The sequence below is a fragment of the Kutzneria sp. CA-103260 genome (genome assembly GCF_018263855.1).
Classification (GTDB): Bacteria; Actinomycetota; Actinomycetes; order Mycobacteriales; family Pseudonocardiaceae; genus Kutzneria.
The window spans coordinates 321,881-343,129 of the sequence record NZ_CP073318.1; the positions used below are offsets into that span (position 1 = coordinate 321,881).

22 protein-coding genes are annotated in these 21,249 nt (G+C 70.3%); 13 read left to right on the forward strand and 9 right to left on the reverse strand.

The features are described 5' to 3' along the window. The first annotated feature begins 1 nt into the window (after position 1). The 7 genes from JJ691_RS01405 to JJ691_RS01435 are packed head-to-tail and all read left to right on the forward strand — an operon-like array spanning position 2 to position 6,280. Positions 2-910 (forward strand): carbohydrate ABC transporter permease, encoded by a 909-nt coding sequence (locus JJ691_RS01405; RefSeq protein WP_211766969.1) that lies wholly within the window; start codon positions 2-4, stop codon positions 908-910. After that, positions 907-1,719, forward strand: coding sequence for a carbohydrate ABC transporter permease (locus JJ691_RS01410; protein ID WP_211766970.1), 813 nt, complete (start codon positions 907-909; stop codon positions 1,717-1,719). The genes JJ691_RS01405 and JJ691_RS01410 overlap by 4 nt, the downstream gene beginning before the upstream one ends. Beyond that, the gene (locus JJ691_RS01415) at positions 1,719-2,531 is read left to right on the forward strand and encodes an NAD-dependent epimerase/dehydratase family protein (protein ID WP_211766971.1); all 813 of its coding nucleotides are present in this window, start codon (positions 1,719-1,721) and stop codon (positions 2,529-2,531) included. Before JJ691_RS01410 ends, JJ691_RS01415 begins: the two co-directional genes overlap by 1 nt. Further along, positions 2,528-3,127 carry a ThuA domain-containing protein gene (locus tag JJ691_RS01420; protein ID WP_211766972.1) on the forward strand — a complete coding sequence of 200 codons (600 nt, stop codon included), beginning with the start codon at positions 2,528-2,530 and terminating at the stop codon, positions 3,125-3,127. Before JJ691_RS01415 ends, JJ691_RS01420 begins: the two co-directional genes overlap by 4 nt. Beyond that, positions 3,112-4,179 carry a Gfo/Idh/MocA family protein gene (locus tag JJ691_RS01425; protein ID WP_211766973.1) on the forward strand — a complete coding sequence of 356 codons (1,068 nt, stop codon included), beginning with the start codon at positions 3,112-3,114 and terminating at the stop codon, positions 4,177-4,179. Before JJ691_RS01420 ends, JJ691_RS01425 begins: the two co-directional genes overlap by 16 nt. Further along, positions 4,176-5,279, forward strand: coding sequence for a Gfo/Idh/MocA family protein (locus JJ691_RS01430; RefSeq protein WP_211766974.1), 1,104 nt, complete (start codon positions 4,176-4,178; stop codon positions 5,277-5,279). Before JJ691_RS01425 ends, JJ691_RS01430 begins: the two co-directional genes overlap by 4 nt. Next, positions 5,279-6,280 (forward strand): sugar phosphate isomerase/epimerase family protein, encoded by a 1,002-nt coding sequence (locus tag JJ691_RS01435; RefSeq protein ID WP_211766975.1) that lies wholly within the window; start codon positions 5,279-5,281, stop codon positions 6,278-6,280. The genes JJ691_RS01430 and JJ691_RS01435 overlap by 1 nt, the downstream gene beginning before the upstream one ends. A gap of 207 nt (positions 6,281-6,487) precedes the next feature. Here the strand turns inward: JJ691_RS01435 and JJ691_RS01440 are convergent, their stop codons facing one another. Both JJ691_RS01440 and JJ691_RS01445 read right to left on the reverse strand, forming a co-directional pair. Next, entirely contained in the window at positions 6,488-7,144 is a 657-nt protein-coding gene (locus tag JJ691_RS01440) for a LuxR C-terminal-related transcriptional regulator (protein WP_211766976.1), read from the reverse strand. Positions 7,145-7,233: 89 nt separating this feature from the next. After that, positions 7,234-7,800 (reverse strand): TetR/AcrR family transcriptional regulator, encoded by a 567-nt coding sequence (locus JJ691_RS01445; RefSeq protein ID WP_211766977.1) that lies wholly within the window; start codon positions 7,798-7,800, stop codon positions 7,234-7,236. A gap of 46 nt (positions 7,801-7,846) precedes the next feature. Here JJ691_RS01445 and JJ691_RS01450 point away from each other — a divergent pair, with 46 nt between their 5' ends. Continuing rightward, entirely contained in the window at positions 7,847-8,281 is a 435-nt protein-coding gene (locus tag JJ691_RS01450) for an SRPBCC family protein (RefSeq protein ID WP_211766978.1), read from the forward strand. On the opposite strand, the gene JJ691_RS01455 is transcribed toward JJ691_RS01450, so the two are convergent. The 3 genes from JJ691_RS01455 to JJ691_RS01465 form a co-directional block, all read right to left on the reverse strand. Continuing rightward, on the reverse strand, positions 8,259-9,650 hold the full coding sequence (locus JJ691_RS01455; RefSeq protein WP_211766979.1) for an ankyrin repeat domain-containing protein: 1,392 nt from the start codon (positions 9,648-9,650) through the stop codon (positions 8,259-8,261). The genes JJ691_RS01450 and JJ691_RS01455 overlap by 23 nt on opposite strands. A gap of 144 nt (positions 9,651-9,794) precedes the next feature. Next, on the reverse strand, positions 9,795-12,068 hold the full coding sequence (locus JJ691_RS01460) for an FtsX-like permease family protein (RefSeq protein WP_211766980.1): 2,274 nt from the start codon (positions 12,066-12,068) through the stop codon (positions 9,795-9,797). Between the two features lie 67 nt (positions 12,069-12,135). Then, complete coding sequence (locus tag JJ691_RS01465) at positions 12,136-12,816, reverse strand: ABC transporter ATP-binding protein (RefSeq protein ID WP_249227613.1); 681 nt, start codon at positions 12,814-12,816, stop codon at positions 12,136-12,138. A gap of 173 nt (positions 12,817-12,989) precedes the next feature. Here JJ691_RS01465 and JJ691_RS01470 point away from each other — a divergent pair, with 173 nt between their 5' ends. The 4 genes from JJ691_RS01470 (at position 12,990) to JJ691_RS01485 (ending at position 17,352) form a co-directional block, all read left to right on the forward strand. Next, on the forward strand, positions 12,990-14,156 hold the full coding sequence (locus JJ691_RS01470) for a sensor histidine kinase (RefSeq protein ID WP_211766981.1): 1,167 nt from the start codon (positions 12,990-12,992) through the stop codon (positions 14,154-14,156). Next, complete coding sequence (locus JJ691_RS01475; RefSeq protein ID WP_256449356.1) at positions 14,156-14,806, forward strand: response regulator; 651 nt, start codon at positions 14,156-14,158, stop codon at positions 14,804-14,806. The genes JJ691_RS01470 and JJ691_RS01475 overlap by 1 nt, the downstream gene beginning before the upstream one ends. Before the next feature lie 310 nt (positions 14,807-15,116). Next, positions 15,117-16,580: a sigma-70 family RNA polymerase sigma factor gene (locus JJ691_RS01480; protein ID WP_211766982.1), complete on the forward strand. Its 1,464-nt coding sequence runs from the start codon at positions 15,117-15,119 to the stop codon at positions 16,578-16,580. Between the two features lie 118 nt (positions 16,581-16,698). Then, on the forward strand, positions 16,699-17,352 hold the full coding sequence (locus JJ691_RS01485) for a helix-turn-helix transcriptional regulator (protein ID WP_211766983.1): 654 nt from the start codon (positions 16,699-16,701) through the stop codon (positions 17,350-17,352). Between the two features lie 116 nt (positions 17,353-17,468). On the opposite strand, the gene JJ691_RS01490 is transcribed toward JJ691_RS01485, so the two are convergent. Genes JJ691_RS01490 through JJ691_RS01505 form a run of 4 tightly spaced genes read right to left on the reverse strand, consistent with a single transcriptional unit; the run spans position 17,469 to position 19,528 of the window. Further along, positions 17,469-18,119 (reverse strand): hypothetical protein, encoded by a 651-nt coding sequence (locus JJ691_RS01490; RefSeq protein ID WP_211766984.1) that lies wholly within the window; start codon positions 18,117-18,119, stop codon positions 17,469-17,471. An 11-nt stretch (positions 18,120-18,130) separates the two neighbouring features. Then, on the reverse strand, positions 18,131-18,592 hold the full coding sequence (locus tag JJ691_RS01495) for a papain-like cysteine protease family protein (protein WP_211766985.1): 462 nt from the start codon (positions 18,590-18,592) through the stop codon (positions 18,131-18,133). 1 nt (position 18,593) lies between these two features. Further along, entirely contained in the window at positions 18,594-18,986 is a 393-nt protein-coding gene (locus JJ691_RS01500) for a PAAR domain-containing protein (RefSeq protein WP_211766986.1), read from the reverse strand. Further along, positions 18,986-19,528, reverse strand: a complete 543-nt coding sequence (locus JJ691_RS01505; protein WP_211766987.1) for a Pvc16 family protein — start codon at positions 19,526-19,528, stop codon at positions 18,986-18,988. Before JJ691_RS01505 ends, JJ691_RS01500 begins: the two co-directional genes overlap by 1 nt. A gap of 182 nt (positions 19,529-19,710) precedes the next feature. Here JJ691_RS01505 and JJ691_RS01510 point away from each other — a divergent pair, with 182 nt between their 5' ends. Further along, on the forward strand, positions 19,711-21,216 hold the full coding sequence (locus JJ691_RS01510) for a phage tail sheath family protein (RefSeq protein WP_211766988.1): 1,506 nt from the start codon (positions 19,711-19,713) through the stop codon (positions 21,214-21,216). Positions 21,217-21,249 lie beyond the last annotated feature (33 nt).

Here is a 21,249-nt window from a genome sequence, read left to right on the forward strand (position 1 = left end):
GATGGCGGCGCGTGTCCGGAGCCGGGAGGCTTTGACCGGTTATATCTTCGTGCTGCCGGCGGTGGCCCTGTTCGCGGTGATGGGCCTCTACACCGTCGGCTACGGGCTGGCCCTCAGCTTCGCCCGGTGGAACGGCTTCACCCCTACCTGGACCTGGGTGGGCATCGGCAACTACCTGGACGTGCTCTACCGGGACCCGACCATCGCGCCGATCGTGCAGGGCGCGGCGGTGCGGACCGTGGTGGTGATGATCGGGGTGCCGCTGCTCACGGTGCTGATCGGCTTCCCGCTGGCGGTGGCGCTGAACCGGATCACCTGGCTGCGGTCGGCGTTCCGCACGGTGTTCTTCCTGCCGCAGGTGACCGCCGGCATCGCGCTGTTCTACGCCTGGACGTACGCGCTGCAGCCGGACGGCTCGCTCAACTTCATCCTGCGCAGCCTGGGGTTGGGTTCGCTGTCCCAACCCCAGGGCTGGCTGGGCAATCCGGCGACCGCGCTGCCCACGCTGATCGTGGTGATGTCGTGGGGCGCGGTGCCGGTGGCGATGGTCCTGTACCTGACCGGGTTGCAGTCCATCGACCAGGCCGTGCTCGACGCGGCCACCGTGGACGGAGCGGGTGGCCTGCGCACGATGCGGTCCATCATCTGGCCGCTGCTGCTGCCGATCACCGGCGCGGTGATCATGCTCAACGTCCGGGATGCCTTGCAGGGCTTCCAGATCTTCCTGCTGATGACCAACGGCGGCCCCGGCGGGCACACGCTGGTGCTCGGGCTCGAGTCGTACAACCTGGCGTTCTTCTCCGGGTTCAAGCCGACCCTGGGCCTGTCCAGCGCGCTGGGCTGGATCATGTTCGTGATCGCGCTGCTGCTGGCGCTGGTCAACCTGCGGGCGCTGCGGAGCCGCACGTGAGGGCCCGGGTGGTCGTCTACGTGCTGCTCACGGGGTACGCGCTGATCAGCCTGTATCCGTTCCTGCTCATGGTGTCCGGGGCGTTGAAGGACAGCAAGGAGATCCTGCTCGACGGGCACCTGATCCCGTCGAATCCGACCCTGGCGACGCTCATCCACACCTGGGGTGAGCTGCACTTCTTCACCTACTTCGGGAACAGCCTGATCGTCACCGGGTTCACCACGCTCGGCGTGCTGGTGGTGTACTCGCTGGCCGGCTACGCCTTCGCGGTGCTGCGGTTCCCCGGGCGCACGCTGCTCTACGGCATGTTCGTGGCGCTGCTGTTCGTGCCCGGCGTGACGGTGTTGCTGCCGGTGGTGATCCTCCAGCAGAAGCTGGGACTGATCGGCACCTTCCCCGGCATCATCCTGCCGTTCGTCAACGGCACCGCGCCGCTGTCCATCATGTTGCTCACCAACAGCTTCCGGTCGGTGCCGGGGGAGCTGAAGGAGTCGGCCCGCTGCGACGGGGCCGGCGAGCTGCGCACCTTCTGGTCGATCTACCTGCCGGTCTCACGGCCGGCGCTGATCACCATCGCGCTGCTGACCGCCGTGCCCACCTGGAACGAGTACGTGCTGACCAGGGTGTCGCTGAACGACGCGTCGCGGTACACGCTGCCGCTGGCGCTGCAGAACCTGAACTCGTCCACCGCACCGCAGGAGAACGTGCTGATGGCCGCATCGCTGATCATCGTGATCCCGGTGATCATCCTTTTCGTGCTGCTGCAACGGTATTTCGTGAACGGCCTGCAGGGCGCGGTGAAGGGCTGATGCGGGTCCTGGTCACCGGGGCCGGCGGCATGCTCGGCGCCGAGATCGTCGAGCAGCTCGCCGGCCACGAAGTCCTGGCCCACGACCGCCATGTCGGCGACCTGCGGGACCGCGAGCAGCTGGAGCCGCTGCTGGCCGGGCTGGACGCGGTGGTGCACGCCGCCGCGCTGCCGTCCCCGCTCAGCGCGGCCGAGCCGGAGGTGTTCGGCAACAACGTGGACGCCACGTTCCAGCTGCTGGACGCCGCCGGCCGGGCCGGGGTGAAGCGGATCGTCTACGTGTCAAGCCTTTCCGCCGTCGGACTGGCCTGGTCCAGCCGGCCGCAGTCGCCGGTGTTCGCGCCGGTGACCGAGCGGCACCCGTACGTCGGCGACGATGTGTACGGGCTGTCCAAACTGGTTGGCGAGCTGATCGGGGAGACGGTCAGCCGGCGTTGGGGCAGCGAGGTGATCAGCCTGCGGTTCCCGTTCATCGGCACCGGCGAACGGCTTCGTGGGCACCTGGAATACGTGCAGCGCGATCCCGGCGCGGACCGGGCGTCGCTGTGGAGCTGGATCGACACCCGCGACGCCGGCCGGGCGGTGATCACCGCGCTGACCGCCCGGGTCGAGGGACACGCGCTGGTCAACGTGGCGGCGCCGGACACGACCTCGCTGGTGCCGACCGTGGAACTGATGCGCCGGTACCACCCGACCACCCGACTGGATGGCCCGCTCGACGGGTTCGCCGTACCGTTCTCCCTGGGGCTGAGCCGGGAACTGCTCGGCTTCACGCCCGTGCACGCCTGGCGTCCGATGAATGGGGGCACATGAAAACCGCGCTCGTGGTTCGTGGCGGCTGGCCGGGGCACGTCCCCGTCGAGGCCAGCGACCGCTACGCCGGGGAGCTCCGCGCCCTCGGCTATCAGGTGACAACCTCGGACACCCTGGACAGCTATCTGGACGCCGAGCTGTTGGGCCGGACGGACCTCATCGTGCAGTGCTGGACGATGGGCGAGATCACCGGGCCGCAGGTGGAGGGGCTGACCGCGGCGGTGCGGGCCGGCACCGGATTCGCCGGCTGGCACGGGGGAATCGTCGACTCGTTCCGCACCGAGACCCGGTACCAGCTGATGACCGGCGGGCAGTTCGTCTACCACCCGCCCCAGTTCGTCGACTACACGGTGCGCGCCGACGGGACGAAGTTCGACGTGCACACCGAGCAGTACTACGTGCACACCGATCCGGCGGTGGAGGTGCTGGCGGTGACCGACTTCGTCGAGGACGGCACCACACTTCCGGTCACCTGGACCCGGAAATGGGGCGACGGCAGGGTTTTTGTCACCACCATCGGCCACAAGCTGGACGACTTCGACGTGCCCGAGGTGGACCGGATGATCATCGAGGGGATGTCATGGGCGACGCGTTGAGGATCGGCATCGTCGGCGCGGGAAACATCAGCGGCCAGTACGTCAAGACGTTGCCCCGCCTGGACAACGTGCTGATCACGCGGATCGCCGACATCGACGCTTCGAAGGCTTCGTCGTTGGCCGCCGAGGCCGACGTCATCGCGTGCACGCCGGAGGAGCTGTACGCGGCGGCCGATGTGGACATCGTGCTCAATTTGACGATTCCCTTGGCCCACGCCGAAGTCGCGCTGGCGGCCATCCGCGCGGGCAAGCACGTGTACGGCGAGAAGCCGTTGGCAGCGGACACTTCGTCGGCCCGATCAGTGTTGGACGCGGCCCGTGCGGCTGGCGTTGTCGTCGGGTGCGCGCCGGACACCGTGCTGGGCACCGGTGTGCAGACGGCCCGGGCCAGCCTGGACGCCGGTGACATCGGTGTTCCTGTTGCGGCGACGGCGTTCATGACCACGCCGGGCCACGAGCGTTGGCACCCGGCCCCGGAGTTCTACTACGAGCCCGGCGGTGGTCCCTTGCTGGACATGGGGCCGTACTACCTGACCGCGCTGGTGACGCTGCTCGGGCCGGTGCGGCGGGTGGTCGGCATGTCGTCGGCACCCCGGGCCACCCGGGTCATCGGCAGCGGACCCCGGGCCGGGACGAGCATTCCGGTGCGGGTGGCCACGCATGTGACCGGTGTGCTGGAGCACGTCGGCGGCGAGCTGTCCACGCTGATGATGAGCTTCGACATCTGGGGCGCGCAGCTGCCGCGGATCGAGGTGTACGGCACCGAGGGCAGTCTGTCCGTGCCCGACCCCAACGGCTTCGCCGGCACTGTCCAGATTTTCCGCGAGGAGTGGGTGGACCTGCCGGTACGGGCCGGCTACCCGGACGCCGGACGGGGCTTCGGCGTCTCCGACATGGCACGGTCCATTGTGGAGGGAACGCCCCACCGGGCCGGTGGGGACCTGGCGTACCACGTGCTGGACGTGATGGAATGCCTGCTGCGGGCGGCCGAGACCGGCACGTCCGTGGCGATCTGCAGCACCTGCGAGCGACCGGCGGCGGTGACGGCATGAAGATCGGCATGATCGGCTACGCCTTCATGGGGGCGGCGCACTCGCACGCCTGGCGCACCGCCGGCCGCTTCTTCGACCTGCCGGTCACGCCTGAGCTGGCCGTGGTGTGCGGGCGGTCCAAGGACAAGGTCGAGGCCGCGGCGGCCAAGTACGGCTGGGCGGAGGCGGCCACCGACTGGCGGGCCGTGATCGACCGGCCGGACCTCGACGTGATCGACATCTGCACGCCGGGCGACAGCCACGCCGAGATCGCCATCGCCGCTCTCGAAGCCGGCAAGCACGTGCTGTGCGAGAAGCCCCTGGCCAACACGGTCGAAGAGGCCGAGCGCATGGTGGCCGCGGCGGCCTCCGCAAGGGGCCGTTCGATGGTGATGTTCAACTACCGCCGCGTGCCGGCGTTGGCCCTGGCGCGTCAGCTGGTCGCCGCCGGCCGGATCGGGGTCGTGCGGCAGGTCCGGGCCCAGTACCTCCAGGACTGGTTGGTGGACCCCGACTTCCCGCTGACCTGGCGGCTGGACGCGGCCAGCGCCGGCTCCGGCGCGCTCGGGGACCTCGGCGCGCACAGCATCGACATGGCCCAGTTCCTGACCGGGCAACGGATTTCCGCCGTCGGTGGCGTGCTGGAGACGTTCGTCGACTCCAGGCCCAAGCTCGACGGCTCCGGCCGGGGGCCGGTCACCGTCGACGACGCCGCGGTGTTCACCGCCCGCTTCGACGGCGGCGCGCTCGGCGTGTTCGAGGCGACCCGGTTCGCCACCGGCCGCAAGAACGCCATGCGGATCGAGGTCAGCGGCTCGCTGGGAACCCTGTCCTACGACCAGGAAGCCATGAACGAGCTCCAGTTCTACGACGGCGCCGAGGACGCCCGGACCGCCGGCTTCCGGCGGATCCTGGTCACCGAGTCGACGCATCCGTATATGGACGCGTGGTGGCCGCCCGGGCACATCATCGGCTACGAGCACACGTTCATCCACCAGGTGCGGGACTTCGTGACCGGGGTGGTGGCGGGCACGGAGCTTTCGCCGTCGTTCGAGGAGGGTCTGCAGGTGCAGCGGGTGCTCGACGCCGTGCAACAAGGCATTTCACTGAGGGGTGTGTGATGGTTCGTCCCGTGACGCTGTTCACCGGGCAGTGGGCCGACCTGCCGTTCGAGGAGGTCTGCCGGCTGGCTTCGGGCTGGGGTTACGACGGCCTGGAGGTCGCCACCTGGGGTGACCACTTCGACGTGCAGGCGGCCCTGGCCGACGACTCGTACCTGCCGAAGTTCAAGGAAACCCTGGCCCGGCACAACCTTCAGTGCTGGACCATCTCGTGCCACCTGACCAGCCAGGCCGTCTGCGACCACCCCATCGACGAGCGGCACCAGAACATCCTGCACCCCCGGGTGTGGGGCGACGGCGATCCCGAAGGCGTGCGGCAGCGGGCCGCCGCCGAGATCGCCGACACCGCCCGCGCTGCGGCGAAGCTGGGCGTCAGCACGGTGGTTGGCTTCACCGGCTCCTCGATCTGGCACACCCTGGCGATGTTTCCGCCGGTGCCGGATTCGATGATCGAACGCGGCTACGCCGACTTCGCCGATCGGTGGAACCCGATTCTCGACGTCTTCGACGAGGTCGGCGTCCGCTACGCGCACGAGGTGCATCCCGGCGAGATCGCCTACGACTACTGGACCACCGCGCGGACCCTGGAGGCCATCGGCCACCGGCCGGCGTTCGGGCTCAACTTCGACCCGAGTCATTTCGTGTGGCAGGACCTGGATCCGGTCGGGTTCCTCTACGACTTCCGGGATCGGATCTATCACGTCGACTGCAAGGAGTCGGTCAAGCGGTTCAACGGCCGCAACGGTCGGCTCGGCTCGCACCTGCCGTGGGGGGATCCGCGGCGTGGATGGGACTTCGTGTCGACCGGGCATGGGGATGTGCCGTGGGAGGCGTGCTTCCGGATGCTCAACAGCATCGGCTATGAGGGGCCGATCTCCGTGGAGTGGGAGGACGCCGGTATGGACCGGCTTACGGGCGCGCCGGATGCCCTGGCGTTTGTGCGGTCGATGACCCGTATCGAGCCGCCCGAGGCGTCCTTCGACTCGGCGTTCAGCTCCTGACCCCTCACCCCCCATTTTCTGCCACATGTGGACCACATTCGACGCCAGTAGTCGAATGTGGTCCACATGTGGCGTCGGGGGTGGGGCAGTGCGAGTTGCGGATTCTCCGCGAGTCCCGCTCTCGGGCAGGCGAGTTGCTGGTTCCGCGTGGTGTGTGTGGTTTGGGTGTCCGCCCGCCGCCCTTCTTTACCCCAGCGGGACTCGCGCCTAGCCGGTTACCGAGGTCAGGTGGCGGGGGCGGGTGCCGATGCCGGCGTCGCGGGCGCGGGCGATGGCCTCGGCGCGGTCGGCGGCGCGCAGCTTGGTGAAGATGGCCGAGATGTGGTTGCTGACGGTCTTGGGGGCCAGCTGCAGCTGGCGGGCGATGGCCGAGTTGGAGCGGCCGTCGGCGATGAGGTCGAGGACCTGGCGTTCCCGGCGGGTGAGCTCGGGGAAGGCCTCCTCGGCCCGTTGCGCGGGGGCGGTGAGCAGTTGGGTGACCCGCTGGGCCACGCCCTCGCCGAAGATGGCCTCGCCGGCGGCGACGCCACGCACGGCCCGGACGATCTCGGCGGCCTGGGCGGACTTCAGCAGGTAGCCGCGGGCCCCGGCGTGGATGGCCTGGTAGATCGAGTCGTCGTCCTCGGCGAGGGTGAACACCAGCACCCGCCCGCCGGGCACGGACCGCAGCAGCTCGCGGACGGCGGCGGCGTCGAAGTCGGTCACGATGAGGTCGGGCCGGTGCATGGCGGCGGCCCGGACGGCGGCGGCGGTGTCCTCGGCCTCGGCGACGACCCGGATGTCGGGCTCCGACGCCAGCACCGCGCGCAGCCCGTTGCGCACGATGTCGTGACTGTCGGCGAGAACGACCGAGATGCTGCCCATGTTTCGCAGCTTGGCGCGACGGTTCCCAACCGCGCCAGACCTGGTTCACAAAATGGGTCAACTTACCCATACGGCATGGGTAAACCGAGTCAATGTCGGCGCAGTCCGGCCACGTACATGTCCACGAACAGGTCCATCGCGTCGTTCACGGCGGCCAGGTCGCCGGTCGCGAGCAGGTCCAGCAGCAGGCCCCGGGTGGCGGCCAACCCCAGCCTGGCATGCGCGAGGGCCGTCCGCTCGTCGAGTCCGTGACTCCTGGCCAGGGCGGCCAGCGGCGCCAGCCACGCGGTGACCACCTCGGGCAGCAGCGCCTCGGTGCCGGGACGACCCTGCAACGCCTGGCCGTACAGCTCGAAGAACAGCCGCTCGTTGGGGTACAGCGCCGGGTCGGTGAACCGCCGCCAGAAGGCTTTGGCCAGTTCAGCGGGGTCGAGGGTGTCGTCCAGGTCGGCCAGGGCCGCCCGCTGCCGGGCCTCGACCTCGCGGACGATCTCCACCAGCAGGCCCTCCATGGAGCCGAAGTGGTAGATCAGCATCCGGTGGCTGGTGCCCAGCTCGGCGGCCAGCTGGCGCAGGCTGCGCCCGGTCACGCCGGTCCGCGACAGGTGGTCGACCGCCGCGTCCAACAGCTTGCGCTTTGGCTCCTTGCGCTCCATTGAACCAGATGGTACATGTACCACTTGGTACATCTGGGGAGGGGTTATGGGAGCCAAGAGGGTCGATGCCCGGGCGCACACCACGGCCAGCCCGGCGGCGGTGCACGCCCTGCTCTGCGACGGATCGACCTGGCCGTCGTGGAGCCGGATCGAGACCTTCGACCTGGAGCGGGCCGGCGCCGACGGCGGGGAGACCGTCGGCGCTGTCCGAAACTTCCGCACCGGCCGCTACTTCATGCGGGAACAGGTCGTGGAGATCGTGCCGGACCGGCGGTTCAGCTACACCCTGCTGTCCGGGCTGGCGCTGCGCGGCTATCGGGCCGACGTCGACCTCACTCCGGCCGACGGCGGCACCGACATCCACTGGAGCAGCTCGTTCCGGGCCAAGGTGCCGGGCACGGGCTGGCTCTACCGACGGGCCCTGCAGCGCATGACCGAGGGCTTCGCGCAGGACCTGGCTACGGGGTCAGCAGCTCGATGAGCTCGGGGTGACCTTCGTGCTCGGCCCAGCCCGCGGGGGTCGCGTCGAACCTGGCGTCGTGGATCGAGGGGTCGGCGCCGAGTTCGAGCAGCAGCAGGACCAAGGGTCGGTTGCCGTCGGCGGCGGCGTGGTGCAGGGCCGTGGACCACGGCTGTTCGATGGGCGTGTCGCCGCGGCCGAGGGCGTTGACGTCGAAACCGAGCTCGACCAGCCGGCGGACGGCGTCGAGGCGGCCGTTGGCGGCGGCCCACACCACCAGCCCGGGCCGGGCGGCCCGAGCCTGGTCGGCCATCGACGGATCAGCTTCGCCGCCACCCAACACGGCGGCCACGAACTCCGACACCGGATCCAGCGCGGGGGCCGGGGCGCCGGCGGACTTCAGGTAGGCGGCGATGTCGTTGTTGCCGTTCAACAACGCCAGCCGGACGACGCCGTCGGGGAACTCCACGCCGTTCTCCACCAGCAGCTGGACCCGGGCCTGCTGGTTGTGGCTCACGGCCCACAACAGCTGGCCCTGCACCAGTTCCACCGGTGACTGGAGGGACAGCCGCGCCCGCCACGGACCACCTTCGCCACGGCCCAAGCCGTAACGGAACAGCAGCCGCAGATGCGAGTCGTCGACGCCGAACATGCGGTTGTACAAGGCCTGTCCGTCGTTGGGCTCGGCCCCGGCCCGCAGCAGCAACTCGGCCAGCTCCAGCGACTGGGGATGCCGGGGTTGCCGAACCGGCCCCTGCTCACCTTCCCCGAACGCCCCGGTGAGCAGGGTGAACGGCGTGGTCAGACCGCCCCACAGATAGCCGGTGTCGGGATTTCCCCCGGCTGCCAACAGGATCCGCGCCGTCCGCAGCGGATCGCGTTGACTGACCCGTGCGTACGCCAGGTAGCACAACGGTTCCCACAGATGCGGGCCGCCTTCGCGCCGGGCCAACGACCGGTCGGACGCCAGCAGTTGCGCGACCCGGTCAGCGTCGCCGGCGGCCGCGGCGGCCCAGATGTCCGGCTCCGCCGGCAGGACGGCGGCGGCCCAGCGGGCCGGGTCGTCCTCGGGGGAGTAGGTCAGGCAGGCCAGCCGGCAGAACTCGTCCGACGGCGAGCCCCCGACCGGCTGGCCGGTGCGCCGCGGCCAGCGGTAGCGGTCGATGACGTCCAGGTGTTGGCGGAGCTTGGCCCAGCTGGCGAACCCGTACTCACGGGCGACCACCAGCTGGGCCGTGGCCAGCGGAAACGACTCACCAACGGTCCCGTAGGAGCGGTGCACCCGGGCCAGCGCCTCGGCGTCCCCGGCGCGCACTGCCCGGTGCAGGGCACGGGCCTGGTGCCGCAGATGTTCCAGGCTGGGGTCGTCGGGCAACGAAACGGTCGGCATGCCGACCTCCCTTCACACGCCTGCTGTCCGCATCGCCAGGCTGAAAGGAGGTACCGGCAACAAAACCAGGGAACCGCTCAGGCGGGCTGAGCCCTTTCCGCGGACCGGTGGCTCCCTGCGAGCCGCCCCCGACGATAGCGCATCTCACTCGGCCGCATAGTCCTTGGCGCTGAAGGTCCGCAGCACCGGTCCACACGCGGCGGCCGCGGCCAGCGCGACCAGGAAGCCGGCGGCCGCCGGCGCGAGGAGCCAGAGGTTGAGCAGAGCCTCGCCACGGCCGGAGATGGCTCGGGCGACGCCGAGCAATCCGACGCCGACGAGCACACCGGCCAGGCTGGCGCCCAGCGTGGCCACCAGAACCGGCAGCACGACCTCGCGCCGCAACGCCCGCGCGAGCACCCGCACCGGCGTGCCGGCGGCGATCAGGGCGCCGAACGTGCGCCGCCGGTCGATCACCGAGCCGACCGCGGCCACCGCCGCGCTGGCTCCGCTCAGCAAAGCCATCAGCGCCAGCCCGATGGCCGTCGCCCGACGCAGGTCGGCCATCCGCGTGACCCCGTGGCTGCTGTCCCGGACGTTGTCGGCCACCGGCACGTTCGGCAGCACCCGAACCACCGCGGTGTACACGGCGTCCCGATTGGACGGTGTCGTCACGGTCGCCGCCCCGGTCGGTGTGGCGGCCAGGTCTGGGAACACCGCTGGGTCGATGACCATCAGCTCCGCGGAGGCGGAGATCGTGCGCACCGGCACGGACGCCGGCAGCGGCTGGGCCACCGGCGCGTCGTTGGGGACCCGGGCGTTCCGTGTGAACTCCACGTTCCGCACGGCGTCCTTGGAACCCAGCGGGACGTACACCGCCGGCCCGGCCACGCAATCGCTTGCGGACAGTCCGGAGACGACTTTCGCCGCGTCCTGGCACGGCGCGATGATCGTCTGGTAGCTCTGCCGGTAATTGTCCACTGTGGATGTCAGGTAGCCGCTCACCAGCGGTACCACCTCGGCGTCCAGCTTGTGCTCGGCCAACCGCGCCCGCAGTTCGCCGACCGGGTCGGTGTTGCGCCCGACCGAGTCCGCCACGATGGCCGAGTCCTTCCACGGCCCCTGGAACACCGGCACCTGGTCCTCGACACCGGGCAGCATGGTCAACGCCATCGAGCTGGCGAACACCGCCACCACCACGCCGGCCGCCGCGCGGAACGCCGCCACCGGATCGCCGAGCAGCCGTCGCCCGGCCAGCAGCGTGGACGGCTTGCGCCAGCGAGCCACGAAAAGCCGTCCCACCAACGAAGTCACTAGCGGCCCGGCCAGCACCAGCGCCACCCCGACCGCGCCGAGGCCGATCAGCACCACGGTGAACCGGTTCTGGCCGGAGCCCCGGGTGGCGACGTACAGGCCGAGCACGAACACGGCGCCGGCGGCGACCAGCCCCAACAGTCGAGCGGTGCTGATCTTGCGCCGGGACTGCTCGGCCGCCGCCGTCAGCGGTCGCTCGACGACGCGGCGCAGCCCCAGAACCGCCGCCCCGCCAACCAGAACCGGCGCCAGCACGGCGACAAAGGCGACAAAGCCCGGCCCGGACGTGAAGTCACTGGGCAGCCAGGTGCCGCCGCCCCACGGGATCAACGCCGTCAGATGGCTCAGCGGTTCGGCCGCGGCCACGGCGATCACGCTGCCCAGCACGGCCCCGATCACCGTCTCCACCGCGGTCATGGCGATCACCTGCATCGGCGTCGCCCCGGCCAGCCGCAGTGCCGCCAGCCGCCGTTCCCGCCGGGTCGCGGTCAGCCGCGCCGCCGAGGCCACCAGCACCAGACACGGCACGATCAGCACCACCATGCCGATCCTGGACAGCAGGTAGAGCAGGTCGCCGCTGTCCTCGGCGTGGCCGATGTTGCCGGCGAAACCGGGCAGCCCGTAGCCGTAGACCGTGCCCGGGTCGTGGCCGACGATCACCACCAGCTCCTCCGGGTATTCCAGCGCCTGCACGCCGATCTGCCCGACCACCTGTCCCGGGAACCGGTCGCCCAGCTTCTCCGGCGGGTTCGCCTTGACCAGATCGGCCAGGGCCGGCGACAGCAGCACCTGCCCCGGCCCCGGGACCAGCGGCAGGCCGGGGGCCAGGCTCGGCTCGCTCTCGGGATGGGCCTTGGCCACGTCGTAGCGCTCGATCAGCTGGCCGCCGAACTGGTCCTCGTTCTTGGCCACCACCAGCTGGGCCCGGCTGTCCTGCTGGCTCACCGCCTGATCGGTGCTGCGCCAGGCGACCCGGTCGGCCCGCTGCTGCAACGCGTGCGGCGCCGACGCCAGCCACAACACCAGCGACACGCCCAAAGCCACGCCCACGGTGACCAGCGCCGTGCCGATCCGACTGCGGGAGTCGTTACGCAGCACGGCAAACGCGATCCGGAGCACACTCACGCTGCCTCCTTCGTCGGCAGCGCGAGCGCGAAAGACGCTGTGCTGAATGATTCGCTCGCAAGCTCGCTCATGCCGCGTAGACCTCCTGCGCGATGCGACCGTCGCTCAGCTCCACCCGGCGCTTGGCCCGGGCGGCGATCGCGGCGTCGTGGGTCACCACGACAACCGCCGCGTTCGACTCCTCGGCCGAGGTCAGCAGGGCGGACATCATCTCCTGGCCGGTGCGGGTGTCCAGGGCGCCGGTCGGCTCGTCGGCGAAGATCACCCGCGGCCGGTGGGCCAGCGCCCGCGCGATGGCCACCCGCTGCGCCTGCCCACCGGACATCTCACCCGGCCGCCGCCCGGCCAGCCCGTCCAGGCCGAGCTTGTGCAGCCAGACCCGGGCAGTGGAAACGGCATTGGGGCGCGGCACACCGGCCAGCAGCAGCGGCAGCGCGGCGTTCTCCTCGGCGGTCAGCTCGGCCACCAGCATGTTGGACTGGAACACGAAGCCGAACGCGGTCCGTCGCAGCTCGCTGCGCGCCGCCTCGGACAGCGTGCCCACGGACTGCCCGTCCAGGAACACGTCACCGCTGTCCGGCCGCAGGATGCCGGACAACACCTGCAACAGGCTGGTCTTGCCGGAGCCGGACGGCCCAACCACGGCCAGCACCTCGCCGGCCGCGATGTTGATGTCCACGCCGTCCAGGGCGTGCACACCGCCGTACTGCTTGGTCAGGCCCCGCCCCGTGAGCACCGGTGCAGTCACCGTTGTCCCCTCCCGATCGTTGATGTCGGGTTGAGACGGTGCCGGAGCCGGGGCTTCGTGCGCCTCGGCCGGGCAGACCGGGACTGTGGGCCGTCCATCGGCCGAATGACCGATGCCGCGCCGAGCCGGTCGGCCGAGGTCGCGGGCGGGTGTCCGGCCGTAGTGTGTCCTTCGTGGACCGACTGCTGACGGCGCTGCGTGCCCCCTTGTTCATCGGGCTCGGCCTGGCCGCGGTGTACCTGCTGCAGACGCTGCCGTTCCTGCTCTACAGCTGGCGGCTGGCCGGGCTCCCCTTGCAGCTGCTCATCCTGCCGACCTGCGTGGCCGCGGTGATCTGCATCAAGCGCCCGGTGCTGGCGGTCATGGTCGCGACCGTCGCGGCCGGCGTCACCACCGTGGCGGTGCGGGCGCTGCACGTCAACGAGCCGACGATCCTCAGCCCGCTGACGCCGGTCGAGACCGTGGCGTTCCTGATCATCATCATGACGGTGGTGTTCCACGCCGACGCGGTCGCCGCGGTGATCGAGGTCGGCCTGCTGTGCGCCTCGGCCACGTTCGCCCTGCTCTTCCGCGAGAACACCAACCTGTACTCCTCGGAGACGCGGCTCAACTTCGCGCTGTGCGTGGCGGTGGTCGGCATCGCCGTGATGGTCGCCATCTACCTGCGGGCCCGGGACGGCATGCGCCGACGCGCACTGACCGCCGCCGTCACCGACGCGCAGCGGGCCGAGCGGGTGGAGCTGGCCCGCGAGCTGCACGACGTGGTCGCCCACCACGTCACCGGCATGGTCGTGCAGGCCCAAGCGGCGATGGCTGTGTCCGAGAACGACCCCCTGGCCGCGCACCGGCTGCTGCCCGGCATCGTCAACTCCGGCTCCGACGCCCTGACCGCGATGCGCCGGCTGGTCGGCACACTCCGCGAAAGTGAGCCCCTCTACACCGCCACCACCGACCTGGATTCCGACGTGCGGGCCGCCGTCGAGCGGGCCGCGCAGGCCGGTGTGCCGGTACGGCTGCGGATGGAGCTGCCGGACTCGGTGCCACAGGAGGTCGGCCGGTCGGTGCTGCGGCTGGTCCAGGAGTCGCTGACCAACGTGCACAAGCACGCCAACGCGCCGACCGAGGTGACGGTTGAACTGAACCGTACAGTTTCGGGGCTGCGGCTGCTGGTCCGCGACGACGGCATCGGGGGACGGGTCGTGCCGGTCGGCGGATCGGGCGGATACGGTCTGGTCGGCATGCGGGAACGGGTGGAGCTGCTGGGCGGCCTGTTCTCGGCGGGCGAGGTGGACGGCGGCTGGCAGGTGCTGGCCGAGCTGCCGTTGGAGGGGACGAGGTAGTGACGGTCCGGGTGCTGATCGCGGACGACCAGGAGATGGTCCGGGTGGGGTTCCGGATGATCCTCGACAACCAGCCGGACATCGAGGTGGTGGCCGACGTGCCCGACGGGGTGACGGCCCTGACCCGGGCCCGTGAGCTGCGGCCCGACGTGTGCCTGGTGGACATCCGGATGCCTGGCGTGGACGGCCTGGAGGTGACCCGGCAGCTGGCCGGGCCGGGCGTCGCCGATCCGATGAAGGTTGTTGTCGTGACAACCTTCGACCTGGACGAGTACGTCTACGCCGCGCTGGAGAACGGGGCGTGCGGCTTCCTGCTCAAGGACGCCGGGCCGGCGCTGCTGGTGGAGGCGGTGCGGGCGGCCGCCGCCGGCAACGCCCTGATCTCCCCGCAGATCACCCTGCGCATGCTCCAGCACTTCACCCGCCCGCCCGAGGGCTCCGGCGCCGAGCTGGACCTGCTGACCCAGCGGGAGCAGGACGTGGTGCGGGAGGTGGCCCGCGGCCTGACCAACACCGAGATCGCCGGCGTGCTGTTCCTGTCCCTGTCCACGGTCAAGACCCACCTCGCCTCGGTGCAGAACAAGATCGGCGCCCGGAACCGGGTCGAGATCGCCTCCTGGGCCTGGCGCACCGGCCTGGTCACTGCATAGTTTGAATGCGAGGCCGCGCCGGTGCCTGGACCGTCGCCGGATTTCGATCGCCGCAGCCGACGCAACCCACCACCCGGGCCGGATGCGGCGGTCGAAATCCGGCTAGGGAAGGCACCGGTCACGAGCGGCCTCGCCCCGCGCGGAACGCGCGGCATAGACACTGTCACGGCGTAGACCTGTCAAGGGGTGTGGCGCTCCCCGGAGACCCTTAGACGCTTGTATAGGGATTTCCCTAACGGCGGTTCGGCCGCATTCGAAGGCTCCCTCCGGTCGATCGTCAATCCGGCGTATCGACCCTAGGTTTGCCCTTGTGCAGGACGCGCAGCTTGTCGGCGCCATCGCGGAAGGCGACCGGCAGGGGTGGGCTGAGCTCTACGAGAGGTACGCCGACCCCCTCTACACCTACTGTGTCTCACAGTTGCAGGATCGGGACGCCGCCGCCGACGTCCTGCACGACACCCTGATCGTCGCGGCCGAGCGGGTGGCCCAGCTGCGCGATCCGGAGCGGCTGCGCCCCTGGCTGTACGCGATCGCCCGCAACGAGTGCCACCGCCGCCGGCGGGGCCACCGCCGGCTGGTCGCCCTCGAAGAGGCCGGTGACCTGCCGGACTCCGCCGAGGACGTGGACAGCGGTCTGCGGCTGGACGAGCTGCGCCGCCTGGTCCACGACACCGTGGAGGGGCTCAATCCCAGCGAGCGGGAGGTCCTGCAGCTGGCCGGGCAGCATGGCCTGAGCGGCGTGGATCTGGCCGCGGCGCTGGACGTCTCGGTCAACCACGCCAACGCTTTGCTGTCGCGGGCCCGGCAGCAGTTCGAGAAGTCCCTGTCGGCGCTGATCGTGGCCCGCACCGGCCGCGAGGCCTGCGCCGTGCTGGACGACCTGCTGCACGGCTGGGATGGTCGGATGACTCCCTTGCTACGCAAGCGAATCGCGCGGCACATCGACGCCTGCGAGACGTGCGGGGAGAACAAGCGGCGGCGGGTCAACGCCAAGCAGTTGCTGGCCCTGATCCCGCTGCTGGCCGCCGGCGGCGAGATCACCGACAAGGTGAGCGAGGAGAACGCCGACCCGGAGCTGGTCAGCTACCGACAGGGGCTGGCGGAGCGGGCCGGGCCGTACCGGCGGGACGGCTTCCCGGTCGGGCAGACGCGGTGGCGGCGGCCGCCGTGGATCACCATCGCCGCGGTGGCCGCGCTGCTGCTGATGCTGGGCGTGTACGCCCTCGTCCCGCATGCGGCCGATCGGCGCGAGGCCCTGCCTCCGACGCCGACCACCACCACGGCCGGAACGTTACCCGTGACCGTACCGGTGTCTGTGCCCTCAACAACGACCACCGACCCGACGACAACCGTCACGACGACGACCACGAGGATCGTCGTGCTGCCGCCCAGGACTGTTGTCGTCACTACAACAACGACAACGACGCCGCCGTCGAGCAGCCAGCCGCCGTCCTCGTCGAGCCAGCCGCCGACGTCGACGAGCAGCCGACCGCCGGCCGGCACGTTCGGTGTCACGCCGCCCCGGATCGACCTGACCGGTGGCAAGCAGGCCGTGACGCTGTCGGCCAAGGGTGCGGCGCTGTCGTGGGGATCGACCAGCTCCGACAAGAACGTAACTGTGACACCGTTATCCGGCAGCATCGCGGCCGACCGCTCGGTTGCCGTCACCATCGCCCTGACCGCGCCGGACAACAGCGGCCACGCCACCGTGACGTTCACCGCCAGCAACGGCCAGGCCGTCACCGTCAGTGTCACGTGGACCGTCATCTCGTGACCCAGCGAAGTCGCCCAAATTTTCTCGGAAAAAGTTGTTGTTCCAGGTTCTCCAGGGGTCTCCCAGCTTCGGGTGCTCACTCCTGTGAGCGTCCGGCCTAGCGAAGGAGACATTCGAGATGGAAATCGACACGGCGGCGACCACGCTGACCCGGGTGCCGGTGCTCGTGCGGGCCACGGACCCGATCCTGCAGGGCGGCGTCGCCGTCACGCTGCGAACCCGGCCCGAGGTCCGGCTGGTGGACGAGGACAGCGAGGAGGCTAGATCGGCGGTGGTGTTCGTGGTCGCCGACCGCCTCGACGACCAGGCCGTGCGGCTGTTGCGCACGCTGCAGTGCGGCGGCCACACCAAGATCGCGCTGATCGCCGGCCAGATCGACGACAACGAGATCCTCACCGCGGTGGAGAACGGCGTCTGCGCGGTGGCCCGCCGCAGCGAGATCAGCGCCGACGCGTTGGTGCGGCTGGCCCAGGCGGTCGCCACCGGCGACGGCGCGCTGCCGCCCGACCTGCTCGGCCGCCTGCTGGACCGGGTCGCCCGGCTGCAGCGCAACGTGCTGGAGCCGCGCGGCCTGCACCTGGGCGGCACCTCCGCCCGGGAGATCGAGGTGCTGCGGCTGGTCGCGGAAGGCTTCTCCACCAAGGAGATCGCCGAGCAGCTGTGCTACTCGCAGCGCACCGTGAAGGCGATCATGCACGACATCACCAACCGGTTCCACCTGCGCAACCGGCCGCACGCGGTGGCGTACGCGCTGCGGGAGGGTCTGATCTGAGTGGTCCGGCGGAGAAGGGGCGGCGCGGACGGCCGCCCCTTCAGTCACCACGGTTTGAGCGTCTTCAAGACCCGCAAACCCCCGGCCGAGTCGTCGCTGACGACCACAAACCCCGGTCAGTGCCAGTACCCCGATCCGGTGCCCACCACTTCGGCGTTGTAGTGCTGGTTGAAGCTGACCAGGTGGGAGAAGAACCCGTTCAGCGTCACGTTGAGCTGGAACGGCAGCGCCGCGATCGGCCCGGAGTTGGCGTCGCCGCGGTTCATCGCGTGGTTGGGCACGGTCACCCGCACGTCCACGGAGAAGTCCGGCGGCAGGTAGTTGACCTGGATCCACGGCGCGACGTAGTCCAGGTAGCGGCCGACGCCGTTGTGGCTGGCGCCGTAGTAGAAGGAGACGCCGACCAGGAAGTCGTAGTCGGCCTGCCACACCCGCCACCACTCGCTGGAGGCCTTCCAGTGCAGGCTGATGTTGCCCGGCTCGCTGGCCCAGCCGGTCAGCGCCATCGGGTCCACCCCGGCCGGCACCGCGTTGGCGTACTCGGTGGCGTTGATGGTGGCGGTGTTGTGCATCAGTTCGATCACCGTCTTGCCCACGTTGACGATGCTGTCGACGACGCCGGCGGCGCCCTCCCCGCCGATGGTGTCGGCGGCCGGGCCGGTGCCGGCCAGCTGGTCGCTGGCCGTGTAGCTGGCGAAGCCGCCGGCGTCGGCCTGCAGCGCCTGCTCGAACTGGTCCTGGCTGACCTGTGGTGTGGTGTCGGTCATCGGTGTCTCTCCTAGCGGGTCGCGAAGATGTTGGCGCGCGAGTTCGCGCCCAGCTCGAACGATCGCTCGAACGTGTCGTAGTCCAGTTGCAGCGGACCGTGGATCGGGTCGTTGTAGTACATCCAGGTGCCGGCGGTGGTGCCGTCCGACCAGATGCCGTAGAGCACCACGGCGTGGCTGACGTGCCCGCCGCCCTGCTTGATCACGATCCACAGTGGACCGTGGTCGGTCAGTTCGGTCACCCAGTACGAGGGCAGCCCGCAGGCCGGGTAGACCTCCCGCACACCCCAGTGCAGGGCGATCGGCTCGATCCGGTCCCAGGTCATGGCCACGTCCCGGTACTCGCCGAGCACGCTGTCCAGGTCGGAGCCGGCCAGCATGGCGATGCCGGCGGCCCAGCAGCTGGTGTTGTCGTGCTGGTAGACCATGCCGACGGTCTCGCTGTGGCTGAACGGTTCCCAGGGCTCTGTCATGTCAACCGCCGATCATCACGGTGCCCGCGCCGACGATGGAGCTCGTCGGGGCCGGGGCGGGGTCGTTGCAGGTGGTCACCGGGTCCCCGACGCGGGCGGCCGGCTTGTTGTTGATCAGGACCGTGCCGCTGCCCTGGGTCACCGTGCCCTGGTTGGTCGGCGGCACCTGGAAAGGGCCGCCCTGCGGCACGTGCGGCGGCGAGTTGGTGGCCGTGCTGCCCACGGTCGCCGCCGGCATGCCGCCGATCACAACGTTGGTGCTGCACCCGCCGGTGATGGTGCCGGCGAAGGGACTGGGCAGCGGAGTCGGCACCGGACCGCCGGGGGAGGGGATCATGAAGATGTGGGTGTCCGTGCCGACGACCTGGTCTCCTTGTTTGGCGCCGGGGCTCATCAGGCCTCCTCGATCCGCTTGCGGGCCCAGTGTTTCGCGTTGGCCGGGGGGACCAGCGGCCGCACCGTTCTGGCCACCGCCATATGCATCTCGTCGGCCGGCTTGGCCAGGTCGGTGTCGATCGGCGGCGTGTACGCGGCGTTCACCGTGAGCACAAAACCGGCCCGCGGCGGGAAACCCCGTTCACACGGCAGGGAATCGGCCAGCCGCAGTTCGTAGGCCAGGCCGGTGTCCTCGTCGGTCAGGGCGATCAACGCCCGCCCGAGCAGGTCGTGCTCGGTCTCGGGATCGGCGGCGTGGGCCTGGACCACATAGGACAGTTCGTAACGGCGGGTCGGCGGCCGCCGGCCGAGCAGCGTGCCGTCCGCGTCCCGCACGTCGTCCCAGCCGGCCGACCGGCCCCGCGTGTCGTCCCGCAACCCGAACAGGGTCAGCGAGACCGCGGCGAGCGGTTCGGTCGGGACACCAAGCAGAACGGCGGTGCCGTCGGGCAGCCGTTTCCGCAACAGGTCGCACAGGGCCTGGTCGACGGTGGCAATCACAGCACCGAGTGTCCGTGGCCGATCCCGCCGATCGCAGTGGCGGACAGGCGTCCCTTTGGCCCCGAGCCGTTCGCCCCTAGGTGCAGCCCCGGTCGCCTTTAGTCCCGCACCGCGGTCGCTGGGAACGCTTCCCGCGATTGGTCACGATGGCGTGGTCGCCAGTGTCAGTCAGGGAGGGCCCGATGCCAAGCAGCTACCTCGCGCCCGGCGTGTACATGGAGGAAGTGTCATCGGGCTCGAGGCCGATCGAGGCCGTCGGGACCGCGGTCGCCGCCTTCGTCGGATTCGCCGAGAAGGGGCCGGTCGACGAGCCGGTCCTGGTCACCAGCTGGACCCAGTTCAAGCGGTCGTTCGGCGACTTCGTGCCGGGCTACTACCTCGCGCACGCCGTCTACGGCTACTTCCTCAACGGCGGCGGCACCGCCTATGTGGTGCGGGTCGGAGGAACTTCCGGCGACACCGCGCCGATCGCCGAGCTGCCGTCCGCAGTGGACGGTCGGGTCGCGCTCACCGTGTCGGCCCGCCAGCCCGAGCTGACCGGGATCAGCGTCGAGGTGCAGCCGGCCGGCGAACCCGCCGACGACACGTTCAAGCTGGTGGTGAAGCAGGGCGGGCAGCCGGTCGAGACCTTCGACAACGTGACCACCCGGCGCGGCGCCAACAACGTCGTCACCGTGGTGCGCCAGCAGTCCAAGCTGATCACCGTCGAGGACACCAAGGGCAAGGCGCTGGCCGTGCCGCAGGCGGGCGAGGTGGCCCTGCCCGGCGGGGCCGCGGACGTGGTGTCCGCCGGCGACTACGTCGGGGACTCGGCCGACCGCACCGGCTTCGGCGGCCTGGAGGCCATCGACAACGTCACCATGCTGTGCGTGCCCGACCTGATGGCCGCATACCAGCAGGGCAGGATCTCGCTGGACGACGTCAAGGCCGTGCAGCTGGCCATGATCGCGCACTGCGAGCTGATGGCCGACCGCGTGGCCATCCTGGACACCCCGCCCGGCCTGAACGCCCAGCGTGTCAAGGAATGGCGGATGGACTTCACCGGCTACGACTCCAAGTACGCGGCCATGTACTGGCCGTGGGTCAAGGTCGCCGACCCGGTGGCCGGCAAGCAGGTCTTCGTGCCGCCCAGCGGGCACATGGCCGGCATCTGGGCCCGCAACGACGCCAACCGCGGCGTGCACAAGGCCCCGGCCAACGAGGTCGTGCGCGGCGCGGTGACGCTGGAGCTGAACATCACCAAGGGGGAACACGACACCCTCAACCCGGTGGCCGTCAACTGCATCCGGGCGTTCCCCGGGCAGGGCATCCGGGTGTGGGGCGCGCGCACGCTGTCCAGCGACCCGGAGTGGCGCTACCTCAACGTGCGGCGGCTGTTCAACTACGTGGAGAAGTCCATTCTCCAGGGCACCAACTGGGTCGTGTTCGAGCCCAACGACCCGAAGCTGTGGGACTCGGTCAAGCGCACCATCACCATGTTCCTGCGCCGGGTGTGGCGGGACGGGGCGCTGTTCGGGCGCACGCCGGCCGAGGCGTTCTTCGTCAAGTGCGACGAGGAGAACAACCCGCCGGAGAGCCGCGACGCCGGCATCCTCGTCGTGGAGCTGGGCATCGCCCCGGTCAAGCCGGCCGAGTTCGTGGTGTTCCGCATTTCCCAGTTCTCCGAGGGCGCTTCGCTCGAAGAGTAGTCCCCCCGAACCGTCCACCAAGGAGATACGACG

What these genes read in the sequence shown, in the direction of transcription:
- JJ691_RS01405 (WP_211766969.1), top strand. Translation starts at nt 2, where the DNA reads ATGGCGGCGCGTGTCCGGAGCCGGGAGGCTTTGACCGGTTATATCTTC.
- JJ691_RS01415 (WP_211766971.1), top strand. Translation starts at nt 1,719, where the DNA reads ATGCGGGTCCTGGTCACCGGGGCCGGCGGCATGCTCGGCGCCGAGATC.
- JJ691_RS01420 (WP_211766972.1), top strand. Translation starts at nt 2,528, where the DNA reads ATGAAAACCGCGCTCGTGGTTCGTGGCGGCTGGCCGGGGCACGTCCCC.
- JJ691_RS01425 (WP_211766973.1), top strand. Translation starts at nt 3,112, where the DNA reads ATGGGCGACGCGTTGAGGATCGGCATCGTCGGCGCGGGAAACATCAGC.
- JJ691_RS01430 (WP_211766974.1), top strand. Translation starts at nt 4,176, where the DNA reads ATGAAGATCGGCATGATCGGCTACGCCTTCATGGGGGCGGCGCACTCG.
- JJ691_RS01435 (WP_211766975.1), top strand. Translation starts at nt 5,279, where the DNA reads ATGGTTCGTCCCGTGACGCTGTTCACCGGGCAGTGGGCCGACCTGCCG.
- JJ691_RS01440 (WP_211766976.1), bottom strand. Translation starts at nt 7,144, where the DNA reads ATGGGCAGCATCTCGGTCGTTCTCGCCGACAGTCACGACATCGTGCGC.
- JJ691_RS01445 (WP_211766977.1), bottom strand. Translation starts at nt 7,800, where the DNA reads ATGGAGCGCAAGGAGCCAAAGCGCAAGCTGTTGGACGCGGCGGTCGAC.
- JJ691_RS01450 (WP_211766978.1), top strand. Translation starts at nt 7,847, where the DNA reads ATGGGAGCCAAGAGGGTCGATGCCCGGGCGCACACCACGGCCAGCCCG.
- JJ691_RS01455 (WP_211766979.1), bottom strand. Translation starts at nt 9,650, where the DNA reads ATGCCGACCGTTTCGTTGCCCGACGACCCCAGCCTGGAACATCTGCGG.
- JJ691_RS01485 (WP_211766983.1), top strand. Translation starts at nt 16,699, where the DNA reads ATGGAAATCGACACGGCGGCGACCACGCTGACCCGGGTGCCGGTGCTC.
- JJ691_RS01490 (WP_211766984.1), bottom strand. Translation starts at nt 18,119, where the DNA reads ATGACCGACACCACACCACAGGTCAGCCAGGACCAGTTCGAGCAGGCG.
- JJ691_RS01495 (WP_211766985.1), bottom strand. Translation starts at nt 18,592, where the DNA reads ATGACAGAGCCCTGGGAACCGTTCAGCCACAGCGAGACCGTCGGCATG.
- JJ691_RS01500 (WP_211766986.1), bottom strand. Translation starts at nt 18,986, where the DNA reads ATGAGCCCCGGCGCCAAACAAGGAGACCAGGTCGTCGGCACGGACACC.
- JJ691_RS01510 (WP_211766988.1), top strand. Translation starts at nt 19,711, where the DNA reads ATGCCAAGCAGCTACCTCGCGCCCGGCGTGTACATGGAGGAAGTGTCA.